We start from the raw sequence: 15303 nt of genomic DNA, 5'->3' as shown, positions 1-15303 counted from the left end.
TTCGTATCCCTTAATGGGCCGGGTCGTTGCTGACGGACGACTGTAAAGCCTGGGCGAAAGATTTTGCGATCGCCTGACGCTGAGCCGGAGCAACGCTGGTGTTAATCAGGTTGGTGACCATATTTCCCAAAACCATCAGGGAGAGATCGGTCGGCGTTTTATGTTTTTCCAGTACGTTGACCAGCTCACTGAGCAGTTGTTCAACGTGTTCATCACTGTAGCGGGAATGTTGTGGCATAAATCAAAATCAGTTTGTTGATGAAAGGGCAACATATTACCGTAGCAACAGCTTTTTTTCCCCTTTTTTATCTGTTGTTGCACACATGTCCTGGTGGTGGTTGAATACCGCCCGGTCTAAAAGGAGAGTTTATCATGAGTCTGGAAATCAACCAGATTGCCTTGCACCAGCTTATCAAGCGTGATGAGCAAACCCTTGAAGTGGTGCTGCGCGATTCGTTACTGGAACCCACGGCGACCGTGGTGGAGATGATGGCAGAGCTGCATCGCGTCTACAGCGCCAAAAATAAAGCCTATGGTCTTTTCAGCGAAGACAGTGAACTGGCCGATAGCCTGCGCCTGCAGCGCCAGGGTGAAGAGGATTTCCTGGCGTTTAGCCGTGCGGCAACCGGGCGTCTGCGCGACGAGCTGGCTAAATATCCGTTCGCCGACGGCGGGATTGTCTTGTTCTGCCACTACCGCTATCTGGCGGTCGAGTATCTGCTGGTTACCGTGCTGAATAACTTAAGCAGCATGCGCGTGAACGAGCAGTTGGATATCAGCTCGACGCATTATCTGGACATTAACCATGCGGATATCGTGGCGCGTATTGATTTGACCGAGTGGGAAACCAACCCGGAGTCGACCCGCTACCTGACTTTCCTGAAGGGACGCGTGGGCCGCAAAGTGGCGGATTTCTTTATGGACTTCCTCGGTGCCAGTGAAGGGCTTAACGCCAAAGCGCAGAACAAAGGGCTGCTCCAGGCGGTTGACGATTTCACAGCCGAAGCGCAGCTCGATAAATCTGAGCGCCAGACGGTGCGTCAGCAGGTTTACAGCTACTGCAACGAACAGCTGCAGGCAGGGGAAGAGATTGAGCTGGAGTCGCTGTCAAAAGAGCTAGCGGGCGTCAGCGAAGTCAGCTTCCAAGAGTTTACCGCAGAGAAGGGCTATGAGCTTGAAGAGAGCTTCCCGGCGGATCGAAGCACGCTGCGTCAGTTAACCAAGTTTGCCGGCAGCGGCGGTGGGTTAACCATCAACTTTGATGCGATGCTGCTGGGTGAACGTATCTTCTGGGATCCGGCCACCGATACGCTGACCATTAAGGGTACGCCGCCGAATCTGCGCGATCAGCTTCAGCGCCGCACCTCGGGCGGTAAATAGCAGGCACAAAAAACCCCGCAGAAGCGGGGTTTTTTTCGACAGGTTTGCGATTACGCGCGAACGAAGTCGATGTGAGTCAGTTTTGGCTTGAACGCGTGACGCTGAACAGCCTGAACTTTCACTTTTTCTTCTTTACCGCCAACAACGATGGTCAGAACTTCGCTGTAGAATTCAGCTTTGGTCTGCAGGTTCCACAGTTTGTCGTGATCCAGTTCGATGGCAACTGGAGCAGCTTCGCCACCGTAAACGATAGCCGGGAACTTGTTAGCGGTACGCAGGCGGCGGCTCGCACCCTTACCCTGCACGTTACGTACTTCTGCTTCGATAGTAAACATTGATTTCTCTCTGTATTTAAAACCCTACTACAGGCGACCCAGCAGCAGGTGAGTGTTCTGCCTCACGGATGTGAAGCGGGCGGCATTTTATACTCAAATGCCCCCCACATCAATGAAAAGTCCCGCTAACCGCGCAATTCGTTGGCGCGACGGAAGCGACCTTCGTAGTCAAAGAGTTTCTCGCGCACCTGCCAGAACTGGCCTTTTTTGCGGGCGACGACAAAATCCGGATGGCGCAATAGCACCTGCTGGCGCACGATATCCGCCACGGTGATCCAGCGCAGGGGCACCCCCGGGGTGCGGGTGTGCGGGCGAATAAACAGCTGTTCGAAGGCCGTTCGCTGGGCAGGCGTCTGGAGCCGGAAGCGCTCGCTGACGTCCGCCCCGTCTTCATCGTAATAGGTGATTTTCAACCATTCACCTTTTTCATCGGCGCCGGGCTGCAACGCCATGCCGGAACAGCGCAGCACCAGCGCATCTTTCAGCTTTAATGCCGCTTTCAGCATGTCGTCCGGGTCAACCAGCACCGTGTCGCATTCCCGACAGCGGCGAGCGGCAATGTCGTTTTCGGCGTTGCACTGCGGGCAGTTTTTAAAGCGGAAACGAAAATCGCACTGCTCGCGATGCCCGTCATCATCTTCAAACCAGCCCTGACAGCGGCGGCCAAAATGTTCGATCAGCGTACCGTCGGCGGTGGTTTTTCCCCAGAAGGTGTTGGCAAACCCGCAGGCAGGGCAAAAGACCTGCACGGGCACGTTGTCGCTTTTCCCTTTTGGCGCGCCGACCTCAGGCGTATAGAGATCGTGCGGGTTACCGGCATAATCCAGAATCAGGCAGTCGGTTTTCCCCGGCGCCAGACGCAGGCCGCGGCCAACAATTTGCTGATACAGACTGACCGATTCGGTCGGACGCAAAATAGCGATCAGGTCGACGTGCGGGGCGTCAAAGCCGGTGGTCAATACCGATACATTAACCAGATAGCGGAACTGCTGGGCTTTAAAGGCCTCAATCAGGCGGTCGCGCTCGGGGCCGGGCGTCTCGCCGGTGATGAGCGCCGCGTCGCCGGGGGGCAGTAACCCGGTGATTTCTCGCGCGTGCTCAACGGTGGCGGCAAAGATCATCACCCCTTTGCGCGTCGCGGCGAACTCCTCTATCTGGCTGATGATATGCGGCGTAATGCGCTTTTGCTTTTTCAGCTCCTGGTTAAGATCCGCTTCGCTGAATAACCCGTTGCTCTGCGCCTGCAGGCGGCTGAAATCGTACTGCACCACCGGCATATCCAGCCGTTCAGGCGGCGTCAGGTAGCCATGTTTAATCATGTAGCGCAGAGGAAGCTCGTAGATGCAGTCGCTAAACAGGGCCTTGTCATCGCCGCGCACCATGCCGTGATAATGGTAACGATAGATCCAGCCTTTCCCCAGGCGAAACGGGGTCGCCGTCAGGCCCAGCAGGCGCAGGTGAGGGTTCACCTCTTTCAGGTGCGACAGGATTTGCTGATACTGGCTGTCGTCGTCGTCGCTGATGCGGTGACACTCGTCGACAATCAGCAGCGAAAATTCGCTGCGAAACAGGTTCAGATTGCGCGCCACCGACTGCACGCTGCCAAACACCACTTTGCCGTGGCTCTCTTTACGCTTTAGCCCGGCGGCGAAAATATCGGCTTCCAGCCCAAGCGCACAATACTTGGCATGGTTTTGCGCGACGAGCTCTTTAACGTGCGCCAGCACCAGCACGCGGCCGCGGGCCAGACGCGCCAGTTCGGCGATGACCAGGCTTTTGCCTGCGCCGGTTGGGAGCACAATCGCCGCCGGCTCGCGATGTTTACGGAACCAGGCGAGGGTGGCGTCAACGGCTTCCTGCTGATAGGGACGAAGTGTAAAAGTCATGGGGTCTCGGTTTCGTTATTCCGCACATAGTATGCCACGAAACTTTTTCCCTTGAGTGGCGCAACCAGACCATTATACTGAACCGTTCCATACTGCTTCTTTTTTCGGACCTGTTGTCCGACTTCCTGCACCATTAAGGCTAAAAAGATTTCATGCGACTTGATAAGTTTATCGCTCAGCAACTCGGCGTAAGCCGCGCTATTGCCGGGCGCGAAATTCGCGCCAGCCGCGTTACCGTGGATGGCGACATTGTGAGAGACAGCGCGTTCAAACTGCAACCTGACCATCAGGTGGAGTATGACGGCAATCCGCTGACCCAGCAGCACGGTCCGCGCTACTTCATGCTCAATAAGCCGGAAGGCTACGTCTGCTCAACGGACGATCCGGATCACCCGACGGTGCTCTATTTCCTCGACGAGCCGGTGGCGCACAAGCTGCACGCCGCAGGTCGACTCGATATCGACACCACCGGGCTGGTGCTGATGACCGACGACGGTCAGTGGTCGCATCGCATCACCTCTCCACGCCACCACTGCGAGAAAACCTATCTCGTGACGCTGGAGTCACCGGTGTCGGATGACACGGCAGAGCACTTCGCGAAAGGCGTTCAGCTGCATAATGAAAAAGATCTGACCAAACCGGCGGTGCTCGAAGTCATCACTCCGACGGAGGTCCGCCTGACCATCAGCGAAGGGCGCTACCATCAGGTGAAACGTATGTTTGCCGCGGTGGGGAACCACGTTGTTGGCCTGCATCGCGAACGGATTGGTGCGATTGAACTCGATCCCGACCTGGCGCCTGGCGAATATCGCCCGTTAACGGAAGAAGAGATCGCCAGCGTCGGTCTGCCTTCGCACTAATTTCAGGAGAACTCTGTGACCACCAGGCCACACTCGTCGTTCAAAATCGTCTTCATTCTTGGCCTGCTGGCCATGCTGATGCCGCTGTCAATTGATATGTATCTGCCCGCGCTGCCGGTCATTTCCGCGCAGTTTGGCGTCCCGGCGGGCAGCGCGCAGATGACGCTCAGCACCTATATTCTCGGCTTTGCCCTCGGCCAGCTGTTTTATGGCCCGATGGCCGACAGCCTTGGACGCAAGCCGGTCATTCTGGGCGGGACGCTGGTGTTTGCGGCCGCAGCGGTTGCCTGCGCGCTGGCGCAGACTATCGATCATCTGATTATCATGCGTTTCTTCCACGGTCTGGCGGCGGCAGCGGCAAGCGTGGTGATTAACGCCCTGATGCGCGATATCTACCCCAAAGAAGAGTTCTCCCGCATGATGTCGTTTGTCATGCTGGTGACGACGATTGCGCCGCTGGTGGCGCCAATGGCCGGTGGTGCGGTGCTGGTGTGGTTCAGCTGGCATGTGATTTTCTGGATCCTGGCCCTGGCCGCGCTGCTGGCCTCCGCGATGATCTTCTTCTTTATTGATGAAACGCTTCCCGTCGAGCGCCGCCAGAAGTTTCACATCCGTACCACCATCGGCAACTTTGCCTCGCTGTTTCGCCACAAGCGCGTGCTCAGCTATATGCTGGCAAGCGGGTTCAGCTTCGCCGGAATGTTCTCCTTCCTGAGCGCCGGGCCGTTTGTCTATATCGAGCTGAACCACGTTTCGCCGCAGCACTTCGGCTATTACTTTGCGCTTAACATCGTCTTCCTGTTCATCATGACCATCATCAACAGCCGCTTTGTCCGGCGGGTGGGGGCGCTGAACATGTTCCGCGCCGGGCTGTGGATCCAGTTTGTGATGGCGATCTGGCTGGTGGTGAGCGCGTTTCTGGGCGTGGGCTTCTGGGCGCTGGTGGTCGGCGTGGCGGCCTTTGTTGGCTGCGTGTCGATGGTGTCGTCCAATGCGATGGCGGTGATCCTGGATGAGTTTCCGCACATGGCAGGAACCGCATCATCTCTGGCAGGGACGTTCCGCTTCGGCATCGGCGCTATCGTCGGGGCGTTGCTTTCGATGGCCACCTTTACGACGGCATGGCCCATGCTGTGGGCGATGGCTTTTTGCGCAACCAGCTCGATACTCTTCTATCTTTACGCCAGTCGACCGCGAAAAGCGGCCCACTAAAACGCAGAGAAGGCCCGGAAGGGCCTTTTTTGTTGATGCATATCAACCAAACCCCCGTTCGTTTATTCCGTGTTTGTTTATTTTATGTAAAATCTATTTGTGTAAAAAGTCACATCATTGTATTCAAAAAGGTTGAGTTAGATCGCAGAAACGGGTACATATAGCGCCGACGCGAGCCTGAATACCGATAAAAAAGTGCTGAATAGTGCAGGCTGACGATGATGTGTTACTATAAATGTAAATAAATTGTGAAGTAAATTTTGCTTCCGGGGAACGAACGTGAATACATTACAACTTTCTATTGTCCATCGCTTGCCCCAGAGCTATCGCTGGTCGGCGGGTTTTGCTGGTTCGAAAGTTGAACCGATTCCGCAAAACGTCGCGGGCTGTGAAAACTGCCTGGTGGCGCTCAAGCTGCTGAGCCCGAGCGACGAAAATGCCTGGCGGGTGATGGAGCGTCTCAGTCAGGCCCTGACGGATATCGAAGTGGACAGCTCCGTACTGGAGTGCGAAGGTGAGCCGTGCCTGTTTGTGAAAAGCCAGGACGAGTTTGCTGCCACCTGCCGTCTGAAAAATTTTGGCGTTGCTATTGCAGAGCCTTTCTCCGGCCAGTATCCATTCTGAGCGCTAGTCTGACGACAACAGCTGGCGCGTGTAGCGCTGCGTTGGCGCGCTAAATACGCGCTGGCAATCACCCTGCTCGACCACCTCTCCCTGACGCAACACAATCACCTGATGGCATAACGCCCGCACCACCTGCAAATCATGGCTGATAAAGATATAGGCCAGCCGGTGCTTTTCCTGTAACCCTTTCAGCAGCGCCAGGATCTGCGCCTGTACGGTCCTGTCCAGCGATGACGTCGGTTCATCCAGAATAATCAGCTCCGGTTTGAGGATCAGCGCGCGGGCAATGGCGATACGCTGGCGCTGCCCACCGGAAAATTCCGCAGGGTAGCGGTGGCGCGTCTCGGGATCTAAACCCACTTCAATCATTACCCGAATGACCTCCTGCTCGCGTTGCTGCGCGCTCAGGCCGGGCTGATGGACGCGCAAACCCTCTTCGATAATCTGTAACACGCTGAGCCGCGGGTTAAGCGAGGAGTTGGGATCCTGAAAAACCACCTGCATGCGGGGACGCACGGGCAGCATCTGGCGGCGGTTCCAGCGGTGCAGCGGCATATCGTCAAACAGGATTTCCCCCTGCGAGGCGATTAAGCGCAGCAGCGCCAGACCGGTGGTGCTTTTGCCCGAGCCGGATTCGCCTACCAGCCCCAGGGATTCACCCGGGCGCAGCGAGAAGCGGAGGTTTTTCAGCACCGGGTTGCGATCGACAATGCGTCGCAGAATACCTTTGCGGATCGGGAACGAGACGGACAGATCCTCAACGCGCAGCAGCGGCGTGCTGTCCGCATCGAGAGGAACCGGGTCGCCGGAGGGTTCGCTGTCGAGCAGGTGCTGCGTATAGGGGTGCTGTGGGGCACTCAGCAGCGCGGACGCCGTATTCTGTTCAACACAGCGTCCGTTTTGCATCACCGCGACGCTGTCGGCCAGCTTTCTCACAATGCTCAGGTTGTGCGTGATAAACAGCAGGCTCATGTTCAGCTCGTCACGCAGTTCCCGCAGCAGCGTCAGTATTTGCGCCTGTACCGTCACGTCCAGCGCCGTTGTGGGCTCGTCGGCAATCAGCAGTTCGGGGCGCGTCAGCAGGGCCATGGCGATCATCACGCGCTGGCGTTCGCCGCCGGAGAGCTGATGCGGAAAATCATTCAGCCGTTTGGTCGCATTGCGTATGCCCGTTCGTTCAAGACAATCCAGAATTTCTCCCCGCGCGGCCTCTTTGCGCATCCCTCGGTGCAGGGAGAGCACTTCATAAAGCTGTTTTTCGAGGCTGTGCAGAGGGTTAAGTGAAACCATCGGCTCCTGGAAGATCATCGCGATTTTGTTGCCGCGAATGCGGCGCAGGGTATGTTCGTCTGCATGCAGCAGCGAACGGCCGTGAAAAAGAATGTCCCCTTGCGGATAGCTCACCGGCGGAGAAGGCAGCAGCCGCAGGATGGAGAGCGCCGAAACGCTTTTGCCTGAACCCGATTCGCCGACCAGAGCCAGCGTTTCCCCGGGCTGGATCTGCAGCGATAAATCGTTGACCACGGTGCGCGTCTCACCCTGCTTTGAAAAAGCAATCGACAGGTTATCAATACTCAGAAGAGGTTGGGTCATCTTATACCGCCTTGTTCGGATCAAAGGCATCCCGCACGGCTTCGCCAATAAAAATCAGCAGCGACAGCAGCACGGCCACGGAAAGAAAGGCGGCGATGCCTAACCACGGCGCCTGGAGGTTGTTCTTACCCTGCAGCAGCAGTTCGCCTAGCGACGGGGAACCCAGCGGTAGCCCGAAACCGAGAAAATCCAGCGAGGTGAGGGTGGTGATGGAGCTGCACAGAATAAACGGCAGGAAGGTGAGCGTTGCCACCACGGCGTTGGGCAGCATATGGCGGAAGATGATACTCCGGTCGCTAACGCCAAGCGCCTGCGCCGCGCGGATATAGTCGAAATTGCGGGTGCGCAGAAACTCCGCCCGCACCACGCCGACCAGCGCCATCCAGCCGAACAGGACGGTGATGCCTAATAGCCACCAGAAGTTGGGCTGTACGACGCTGGAAAGCAGGATTATCAGAAACAGCGTTGGCATACCAGACCAGACTTCGATGATACGCTGGCCCCACAGGTCAATTTTCCCGCCGTAGTAACCCTGAACGGCGCCCGCCACAACGCCCATCACGCTGGAGAAGAGCGTCAGCATCAGCCCAAAGAGAAGCGATATTCGCGTGCCGTACAGGATGCGTGCCAGCACGTCGCCGCCGCTAGCATCCGTTCCCAGCCAGTTTTGCGCGGAGGGCGGGGAAGGGAAGGGGGCCGTGGTAGCGAAGTTTATACTGTTTGCGCCAAAGCGCACCGGCGCCCAGAGCGCCCAGCCGTGCTGCTCAATCTGCTGGCGAAGCCACGGATCCTGATATTCCGCCCGTGTCGCAAACGGGCCGCCAAAGTCGCTTTCGCTGTAGCTGGCGATGACCGGCACGTACCAGCGATCGTTAAAATGCACCAGCAGCGGCTTGTCGTTGGCGATCAGCTCCGAACACATGCTCAAGGCAAACAGCACGGCAAAAATCCACAGCGACCAGTAGCCGCGGCGGTTGTGGCGAAAACGGGCCCAGCGGGCCTGATTGACGGGGCTTAAACGCGGCATCAGCGGCCCTCAAAATCGATTCGGGGATCGACCAGCGTATAGCTGATATCACTGATGATATTCAGCAGCAGGCCAATCAGGGTGAAAATATAGAGTGTGCCAAACATCACCGGATAATCGCGCGATACGGTAGCCTCATAGCCCAGCAGCCCCAGACCGTTGAGCGAGAACATGACCTCTATCAGCAGCGAGCCGGTAAAAAACATGCCGATGAACGTGGCCGGAAACCCGGCGATTACCAGCAGCATGGCATTGCGGAACACGTGTTTCCACATGATCTGCTTCTCGCTCACGCCCTTGGCGCGGGCAGTAACAACGTACTGCTTACGAATTTCATCGAGAAAGGCGTTTTTGGTCAACATGGTCAGGGCCGCAAACCCGCCAATGACCGTGGCCAGAACCGGCAGTGTGATATGCCAGAGGTAGTCGGTGATTTTCTGATACCACGGCAGGGAACTGAAATCGGCGGAGACCAGCCCCCGCAGCGGGAAGAGGTCAAAATAACTTCCCCCGGCAAAAAAGACGATCAGCAGGACGGCAAACAGAAACGCCGGGATGGCATAGCCGATGATAATGAAAGTGCTGCTCCAGATATCGAAGCGGCTACCGTTATACACCGCTTTGCGGATCCCAAGCGGTATAGAGACCAGATAGATAATCAGCGTTCCCCACAGCCCCAGCGTGATCGAAACCGGCAGGCTTTGCTTGATCAGCGTTAACACTGACGCACTGCGAAACAGGCTATCGCCAAAATCAAAGCGGATGTAATCCCAGAGCATTTTGAAATAGCGCTCGTGAATCGGTTTGTCAAAGCCGTAGCGGTGGGTGATCTCGGCGATCACTTCCGGATCCAGCCCGCGTCCGCCGCGATAATGGCTTTCACTGATATTCCCTACGCCGGTTCGCGCATGGCTTGCGCCCATGCCTTCACCGCCGCCGCCGGGCATGCCGCCGCTGTTGCCAAATTCAATGGCGGCAATTGCCTGATCGACCGGGCCGCCGGGAGCAATTTGCACGATAAAAAAGTTAATCGTGATGATGGCCCACAGGGTGGGGATGACCAGCAGGAGACGACGGATAAGATAGGCACCCATGATGATTCCTTATCGCCGCTCAGCGGGAAGTCTGGCGGCTTTGTTAACGTCATACCACCAGGTATCAAAGCCCAGGGAATAGACAGGGCGCACGGCAGGCACGGAGAACTTATCCCAGCGCGCAAGGCGATCTTCGCCCATATACCACATCGGCAGCATGTAGTAGTTCCAGGTTAAGACCCTGTCGAGGGCGCGCCCGAGCGGCAGGAGCTTTTCTTTATCCCCCTGTGCCGCCACGATTTTAGCAATCAGCGCGTCAATCGCCGGGCTTTTTACCCCCGGCGCATTGTACGAGGAGTCGATGTAGCTGGAGGCCCAGGAGATTTGCAGGTCCGTGCTGGGCCACGGTTGGGCGGGCCACAGGCGCTGCATCATGTCGTAATCGCGGCTGCGCATGCGGCTGGTGATCTGCGCGTTATCAACCTGGCGAATGTTCATGGTCACGCCCAGCCGCTCAAGATTGTGCTTAAACGGCAGTACCCACTGGTCGTTGCCCCCGGACGAGAGCAGCAGCTCAAAGCTGAGCGGCTTGCCCGTATTGGCATCCACACGTTTTTGATTCTTCAGGTGCCAGCCCGCCTCATCCAGCAGCTTGCTGGCCTTCAGCAGGTTGTCACGGTCGTAGCCGTCACCGTTTGAAGCAGGCGGCTGAAACACTGTTGTAAACACCTCGGGCGGTACCTCTGCTTTAAGGGGTGCCAGCAGAATCAGCTCGTCGGCTTTCGGGTAATCGCGCGCGGCATATTCCGTGTTCTGGAAATAGCTGTTTGCGCGGCTGTAAGCCCCGTAAAACAGTGCTTTGTTCATCCACTCAAAATCGAAAGCCAGGGAGATGGCTTCCCGCACCCGGCGGTCATTAAATACCGGACGCTGAATATTAAACGCCAGCCATCGCGTGTCTTGCGCAGACTCATTTTTATGCTCGTCTTTGACGATATAGCCTTTGGCGAAATTTTTGCCGATATAGCGGGTCGCCCAGTTTTTGGCGCTGCTCTCGACCCGCAAATCGAAGGCCCCCGCTTTGAACGCTTCAAACGCCACGTTATCGTCAAGGTAGTAATCATAGCGAAGGGTGTCGAAGTTCCAGCGTCCGCGGTTTACCGGCAGATTGGCTGCCCAGTAGTCTTTGACGCGGGAATAGACGACATATTGCCCCATGCGCCAGTCGGTGATGCGGTAGGGACCGCCAGCCAGAGGAGGCGTGGAAAGCGGGTCGCTCAGCTTGTGGCTTTTCCAGAACGATTCCGGCATCACCGGCAGCGAGAACAGGCTGAGCATGTTCTCTTTATTTGGTTCGCTCAGCTCGATGCGCACGGTAAGCGGCGCAATGGCTCTGACCGACGCGCCTTTATACACGATGCGGAACTGGGGAACGCCTTGGGTCATAAATTTATGAAAGGTGAACGCAACGTCGCTGGCCTTAACCGGCGTACCGTCATGAAAACGAGCTCGAGGGTTAAGGGAGATCTCCGCCCAGGCGAAGTTATCGGCGTAACGCACGTTCTCGGCAATAAGCGGATAGTAGCTGCCGGGCTCGTCATCAGAGGTGACAAAGAGCGTATCGTAAAGCGATTCCGTCCGCGCGGCCGCCACGCCGCGCAGGGCGAAGCGGTTGAAGTTGTCGAAGGTTCCCGTGGCGGAAAGCGTGACCTTTCCGCCCTTCGGCGCGGCTGGGTTGACGTAATCGAAGTGCGTAAAATTGACCGCGTATTTCGGCTCGCCAATCACCGCGAAGGCGATATTCTCTTTGATGGTTTGCGCCTGGCTGGACAGGCTCGTGAATGCCAACATCAGCAACATAAAGCGCATAAGCATCTCGCGGCAGCTCCCTCTCTACAGACCGGCTCGGTTAAGCTGAATAATAAGTGACGTCACGGGCAATGTGAAATTAATCGCCTTCGGGCGAAATATCAGGCCGCCATTCGCGGAACTGCGCCAGCGGCATCGGGCGGCTAATCCAGTATCCCTGCAGGAAGTTAACGCCGTGTTCGCGCAGCCAGGCCGCCTGTTCCGGCGTCTCTACCCCTTCGGCGACGGTCGACATATTCAGTCGTCTTGCCAGCGTCAGAACGGCATCCAGCACCGGCGACGTCACGGTCTCGGTACCGATCGCATTAACAAAACCACGGTCGATTTTGAGGTAGTCCATGGTGAAATGCTCAAGGTAAATCAGCGCGCTGTGGCCGGTACCAAAATCATCAATGGCGATTTCAAACCCTTCGTTATGCAGCCATTCGAAAAGGGTGTTGGCTTCCCGATGGTTGAGCATATCGCGCTCGGTAATTTCCAGCACGATCTGGAAGTAATCCGGCGGCAGCAGGGCTTTGAAGGTGCGCATATCGTCCTTGAAGCTTTCCGCATGCAGATGCCCCGGTGCAATGTTAATACCCACCTTTGCGCCCGGAGGTAACAGCGTTTGTAACACGGGCGCATCGTGAATGATAAGGTCAAAGAGATGCAGCGTCAGCGGGACAATCAGCTTCTGTGCTTCGGCAAAATTGATAAACGCGTCCGGCGGAATTTCCCCCATTGTCGGGTGTTTCCAGCGCATCAGGACTTCAAGCCCGGTCATCCTGAGCGATTTGGCATCGACGACGGGCTGATAAACCACATAAAACTGACCGCGCTTTATAGCGCTTAAAATTTCTTTACCCGGGTTGAGCCGAATGCTGAGGATGTAGTAGTTAAGCGATCCGGCACAAATCCCGCACACCAGCCCGAAGAACAGCGCGTAGAGAATTTCATCGCTGGTCCATGCGTCCGCATACAGGTTGATGGTCAGGGGGAGGTCTTTCAGCGTCGCCGTGCGGACCGGGATGTCATGCAAGTCGCGGGTATGAACCAGCGTGCTGGACCGCGTCGACAAGGCGTTATCGCCGATAATGATAGCGATACCCGCGAACTCGTCCTGGCGCTCAGTATAAAGCAGGTAAGGCGTCAGATTAATATTCACAGAAGTGAACACCCCGCCGTCCTTCACTAATGGGTTGCGGTACCAGATCGCAATCGCAGGTTCATCAGGCAGCATGGGGGTACCCGGAAGCAACGCCATATCGATCTGTTTATTGATGTTCAGCTCAGGTATGAGCGTCTCCATCGGGGCATTCATCGGGCCTGTTGCCGAGGAGCAGAATGCCATCTTGTCCCGGACCAGCAGGAAGGCGCGAACGTTAATGCTGAAGGCCGCGCGTGAGGTGAGTTCCTGGTTGACGTCCTGGCACGTGTTCAGCGTGAGAGGCTGGAGGACATTGACCGCTTTTTTTAGGTCTTCGAAATAGCTCCCCATGTAGGCGCTCACATCATTCACCAGGGTGTCGAATTTGACTTCCCGCTTGTGGTAGCTCCAGAAAAATTGCAACGAACCCAGGAGCAGGGCGGCGATCAGGCCTGTGATGATGCTGAGGATCAGTATCTTGCGATTGCTGGAGAAATAGCGGGTGAACATAGACGTCGTAATTCCTGAAATGCCGCTGGATGTATTCAGTGTAACGGGCAAAAAAAAACACTGCCGAAGCAGTGCTTTTTTTCATCATATCGCCAGCCAAGGGATAACCAACGATACGATAGTCATATTAACTGCGGGTCAGTACGCGGCGTGCTTCGTTGTAGCGCTTCTTCCAGTACGGTTCATTCATGCTGGAAATGGTGACACCGCTGCTGGTGGAGGCATGTACGAACTGGTCATTACCAATGTAGATGCCAACATGTCGACCTGTAGAACCGGCACGGAACAGGACTAGATCACCGGTGCGCAGTTTGGTACGTGAAATCGACTTGCCCATCTCCTGCTGTTCATAGGTTGAACGCGGAAGATCTAACCCAAATTGCTCGCGGAATGTACGCTGTACAAAACCGGAACAATCAATACCTGTTTTTGTGCTGCCGCCAAGACGATAGCGCACGCCTTTCCAGTCAGCATACTGGTCCATAATGCGGGACTTCACGTCCAGATTACGTACCATATTTTCAAATTCATCCTGAGAGGCTTGCAGTGACGAGGAATCTTCCATTCCCACAACACGCGTCTCAGGATGCATATTCTTTGCGGTGTTCGATGTACTACATGCAGACAACAGTACCGCGACTGCTATCGCCGGGATCCCCCGTAAGATATATCTCAGAAACGGTTGAGATTTGACCATTTTGTTTATTTTCCCTTGAAGTCCTTAACGACAAATATCGTTATAAAAATGCCAAACGTGACGAGACTAATTATCTGTTCACATTGAGACAATTCTTTCTGGTCACATTTGTGGTACAGCGCACAAAATTATTCGCCAGCGAAATAATTATCTCTATGGGGCAAAACGAGTTCGAGATTAACCGATTGCCTGGGGTATTGCGAGTAAAAAAAGCCTTTTTTTTATAAGAAAATGTGATACAGAAAGTAAAAATCCGTAATTGCTTAAAATGCGGACAGATCCGAGGCTTTATCGCGCAATTGCTTCATTTTTATCATGAATGTGATGACAAGAATATGACGCTGGGAAAAGATCGTGGCGGAAAGGCTATCGGGGATCATGTCGATCCCTGATAGCTCACGTTAATTTAGGTTAGTTATTTGTTTAATTGTTGTTGCGCTCTGCCGGGAAGATAGCGATCGAACAGCGCTATTATCCTGTCGCTCAGCGGGGTCATCAAACACCACGGCAGCGCAATCAGCGCAACGGAGAGCGAACCGACGGCAATATCGGTGAACCAGTGAGCGCCAATCATTACGCGCGGGAAGGCAAAAACCACAAAAATAATCAGGGCTATGGCAAACGCTTTTCTGCCGAAATAGCGAAGCATAATTGCGGAAAAAATAAGCAGCATCATGCCGTGATCGCCAGGGAAACTGTCCTTCGACGCGTCTTTTGTTGGAATATGCAGCAGCTCACTGACGCGATAAATATCGGTGAAAAAGAGCGTTGGGCTGGAACGCTTAACCGGAATAATCGCGGTGGCCAGCTGGTTAATGACGACAGCAAACAGCAGCATCACCAGACCGATAATCAGAATACGCCGACGCCCGGCTTTGTCCTCTTTCAGCCAGAAAGAGAGCATCAGGCAGCCCATCGCCAGCAGCGAGAAGCCGTCAAAGGCGCGGTTGTTGGTAATTGCCACCAGCCACAGGAACGCGTTGCTCTTCACCAGCTCCTGATTGAAGAAGTGAAAAATGGCAGAATCCAGCGGGAACCAGAAACCATGATCTGCCGGGATATACCAGGAGAAGAAAAGCGCCAGACCGGCGACATTAAGCAGTAATATCAGGGGAAATCGAGTTGTCATAACGTTCTGCATAGAGTGAAA

Annotated in this window: 14 protein-coding genes; 4 read left to right on the top strand and 10 right to left on the bottom strand. The window is 55.5% G+C overall.

Features of this window, described 5'->3' with window-relative positions:
• Positions 1 to 10 precede the first annotated feature (10 nt).
• Positions 11 to 238, bottom strand: coding sequence for a YejL family protein (locus KGP22_RS15270; protein WP_008500958.1), 228 nt, complete (start codon positions 236 to 238; stop codon positions 11 to 13).
• A 134-nt stretch (positions 239 to 372) separates the two neighbouring features.
• Here KGP22_RS15270 and yejK point away from each other — a divergent pair, with 134 nt between their 5' ends.
• A complete protein-coding gene (yejK, locus tag KGP22_RS15265) occupies positions 373 to 1380 on the top strand; it encodes a nucleoid-associated protein YejK (protein WP_109845346.1) in 1008 nt (335 codons plus the stop codon).
• Between the two features lie 50 nt (positions 1381 to 1430).
• Here the strand turns inward: yejK and rplY are convergent, their stop codons facing one another.
• Together rplY and KGP22_RS15255 are read right to left on the bottom strand one after the other, a co-directional pair.
• Positions 1431 to 1715: a 50S ribosomal protein L25 gene (gene rplY / locus KGP22_RS15260; RefSeq protein ID WP_008500956.1), complete on the bottom strand. Its 285-nt coding sequence runs from the start codon at positions 1713 to 1715 to the stop codon at positions 1431 to 1433.
• A 125-nt stretch (positions 1716 to 1840) separates the two neighbouring features.
• Positions 1841 to 3601 (bottom strand): DEAD/DEAH box helicase, encoded by a 1761-nt coding sequence (locus tag KGP22_RS15255; protein ID WP_223579996.1) that lies wholly within the window; start codon positions 3599 to 3601, stop codon positions 1841 to 1843.
• A 152-nt stretch (positions 3602 to 3753) separates the two neighbouring features.
• On the opposite strand from KGP22_RS15255, the gene rsuA reads away from it, so the two are divergent.
• The 3 genes from rsuA (at position 3754) to KGP22_RS15240 (ending at position 6297) form a co-directional block, all read left to right on the top strand.
• On the top strand, positions 3754 to 4461 hold the full coding sequence (gene rsuA / locus KGP22_RS15250) for a 16S rRNA pseudouridine(516) synthase RsuA (protein WP_021241522.1): 708 nt from the start codon (positions 3754 to 3756) through the stop codon (positions 4459 to 4461).
• 15 nt (positions 4462 to 4476) lie between these two features.
• Positions 4477 to 5673: a Bcr/CflA family multidrug efflux MFS transporter gene (locus KGP22_RS15245; protein ID WP_008500953.1), complete on the top strand. Its 1197-nt coding sequence runs from the start codon at positions 4477 to 4479 to the stop codon at positions 5671 to 5673.
• A 279-nt stretch (positions 5674 to 5952) separates the two neighbouring features.
• Positions 5953 to 6297, top strand: coding sequence for a YejG family protein (locus KGP22_RS15240; RefSeq protein WP_008500952.1), 345 nt, complete (start codon positions 5953 to 5955; stop codon positions 6295 to 6297).
• A 3-nt stretch (positions 6298 to 6300) separates the two neighbouring features.
• Here KGP22_RS15240 and yejF read toward each other — a convergent pair whose 3' ends face one another.
• From yejF to KGP22_RS15205, 7 genes are all read right to left on the bottom strand, one after another.
• Complete coding sequence (gene yejF, locus KGP22_RS15235) at positions 6301 to 7890, bottom strand: microcin C ABC transporter ATP-binding protein YejF (RefSeq protein ID WP_223579994.1); 1590 nt, start codon at positions 7888 to 7890, stop codon at positions 6301 to 6303.
• Between the two features lies 1 nt (position 7891).
• On the bottom strand, positions 7892 to 8917 hold the full coding sequence (locus KGP22_RS15230; protein ID WP_223579992.1) for an ABC transporter permease: 1026 nt from the start codon (positions 8915 to 8917) through the stop codon (positions 7892 to 7894).
• Positions 8917 to 10011: a microcin C ABC transporter permease YejB gene (locus KGP22_RS15225; protein ID WP_029740961.1), complete on the bottom strand. Its 1095-nt coding sequence runs from the start codon at positions 10009 to 10011 to the stop codon at positions 8917 to 8919. Before KGP22_RS15225 ends, KGP22_RS15230 begins: the two co-directional genes overlap by 1 nt.
• Positions 10012 to 10020: 9 nt before the next feature.
• A complete protein-coding gene (locus KGP22_RS15220) occupies positions 10021 to 11826 on the bottom strand; it encodes an extracellular solute-binding protein (protein ID WP_223579990.1) in 1806 nt (601 codons plus the stop codon).
• Positions 11827 to 11899: 73 nt separating this feature from the next.
• A complete protein-coding gene (locus tag KGP22_RS15215) occupies positions 11900 to 13456 on the bottom strand; it encodes a cyclic di-GMP phosphodiesterase (protein WP_223579988.1) in 1557 nt (518 codons plus the stop codon).
• A 127-nt stretch (positions 13457 to 13583) separates the two neighbouring features.
• Positions 13584 to 14153, bottom strand: coding sequence for a bifunctional murein DD-endopeptidase/murein LD-carboxypeptidase (gene mepS / locus KGP22_RS15210; RefSeq protein ID WP_008500946.1), 570 nt, complete (start codon positions 14151 to 14153; stop codon positions 13584 to 13586).
• Positions 14154 to 14568: 415 nt separating this feature from the next.
• Positions 14569 to 15282 (bottom strand): phosphatase PAP2 family protein, encoded by a 714-nt coding sequence (locus KGP22_RS15205; protein ID WP_029740964.1) that lies wholly within the window; start codon positions 15280 to 15282, stop codon positions 14569 to 14571.
• Between the last annotated feature and the right edge of the window lie 21 nt (positions 15283 to 15303).

It is taken from the genome of Enterobacter sp. JBIWA005 (assembly GCF_019968805.1).
In the GTDB taxonomy this organism is placed as follows: Bacteria; Pseudomonadota; Gammaproteobacteria; order Enterobacterales; family Enterobacteriaceae; genus Enterobacter; species Enterobacter vonholyi.
The sequence above is the reverse complement of the archived record's forward strand: the minus strand, read 5'-3'. Positions and strand labels throughout refer to the sequence as shown.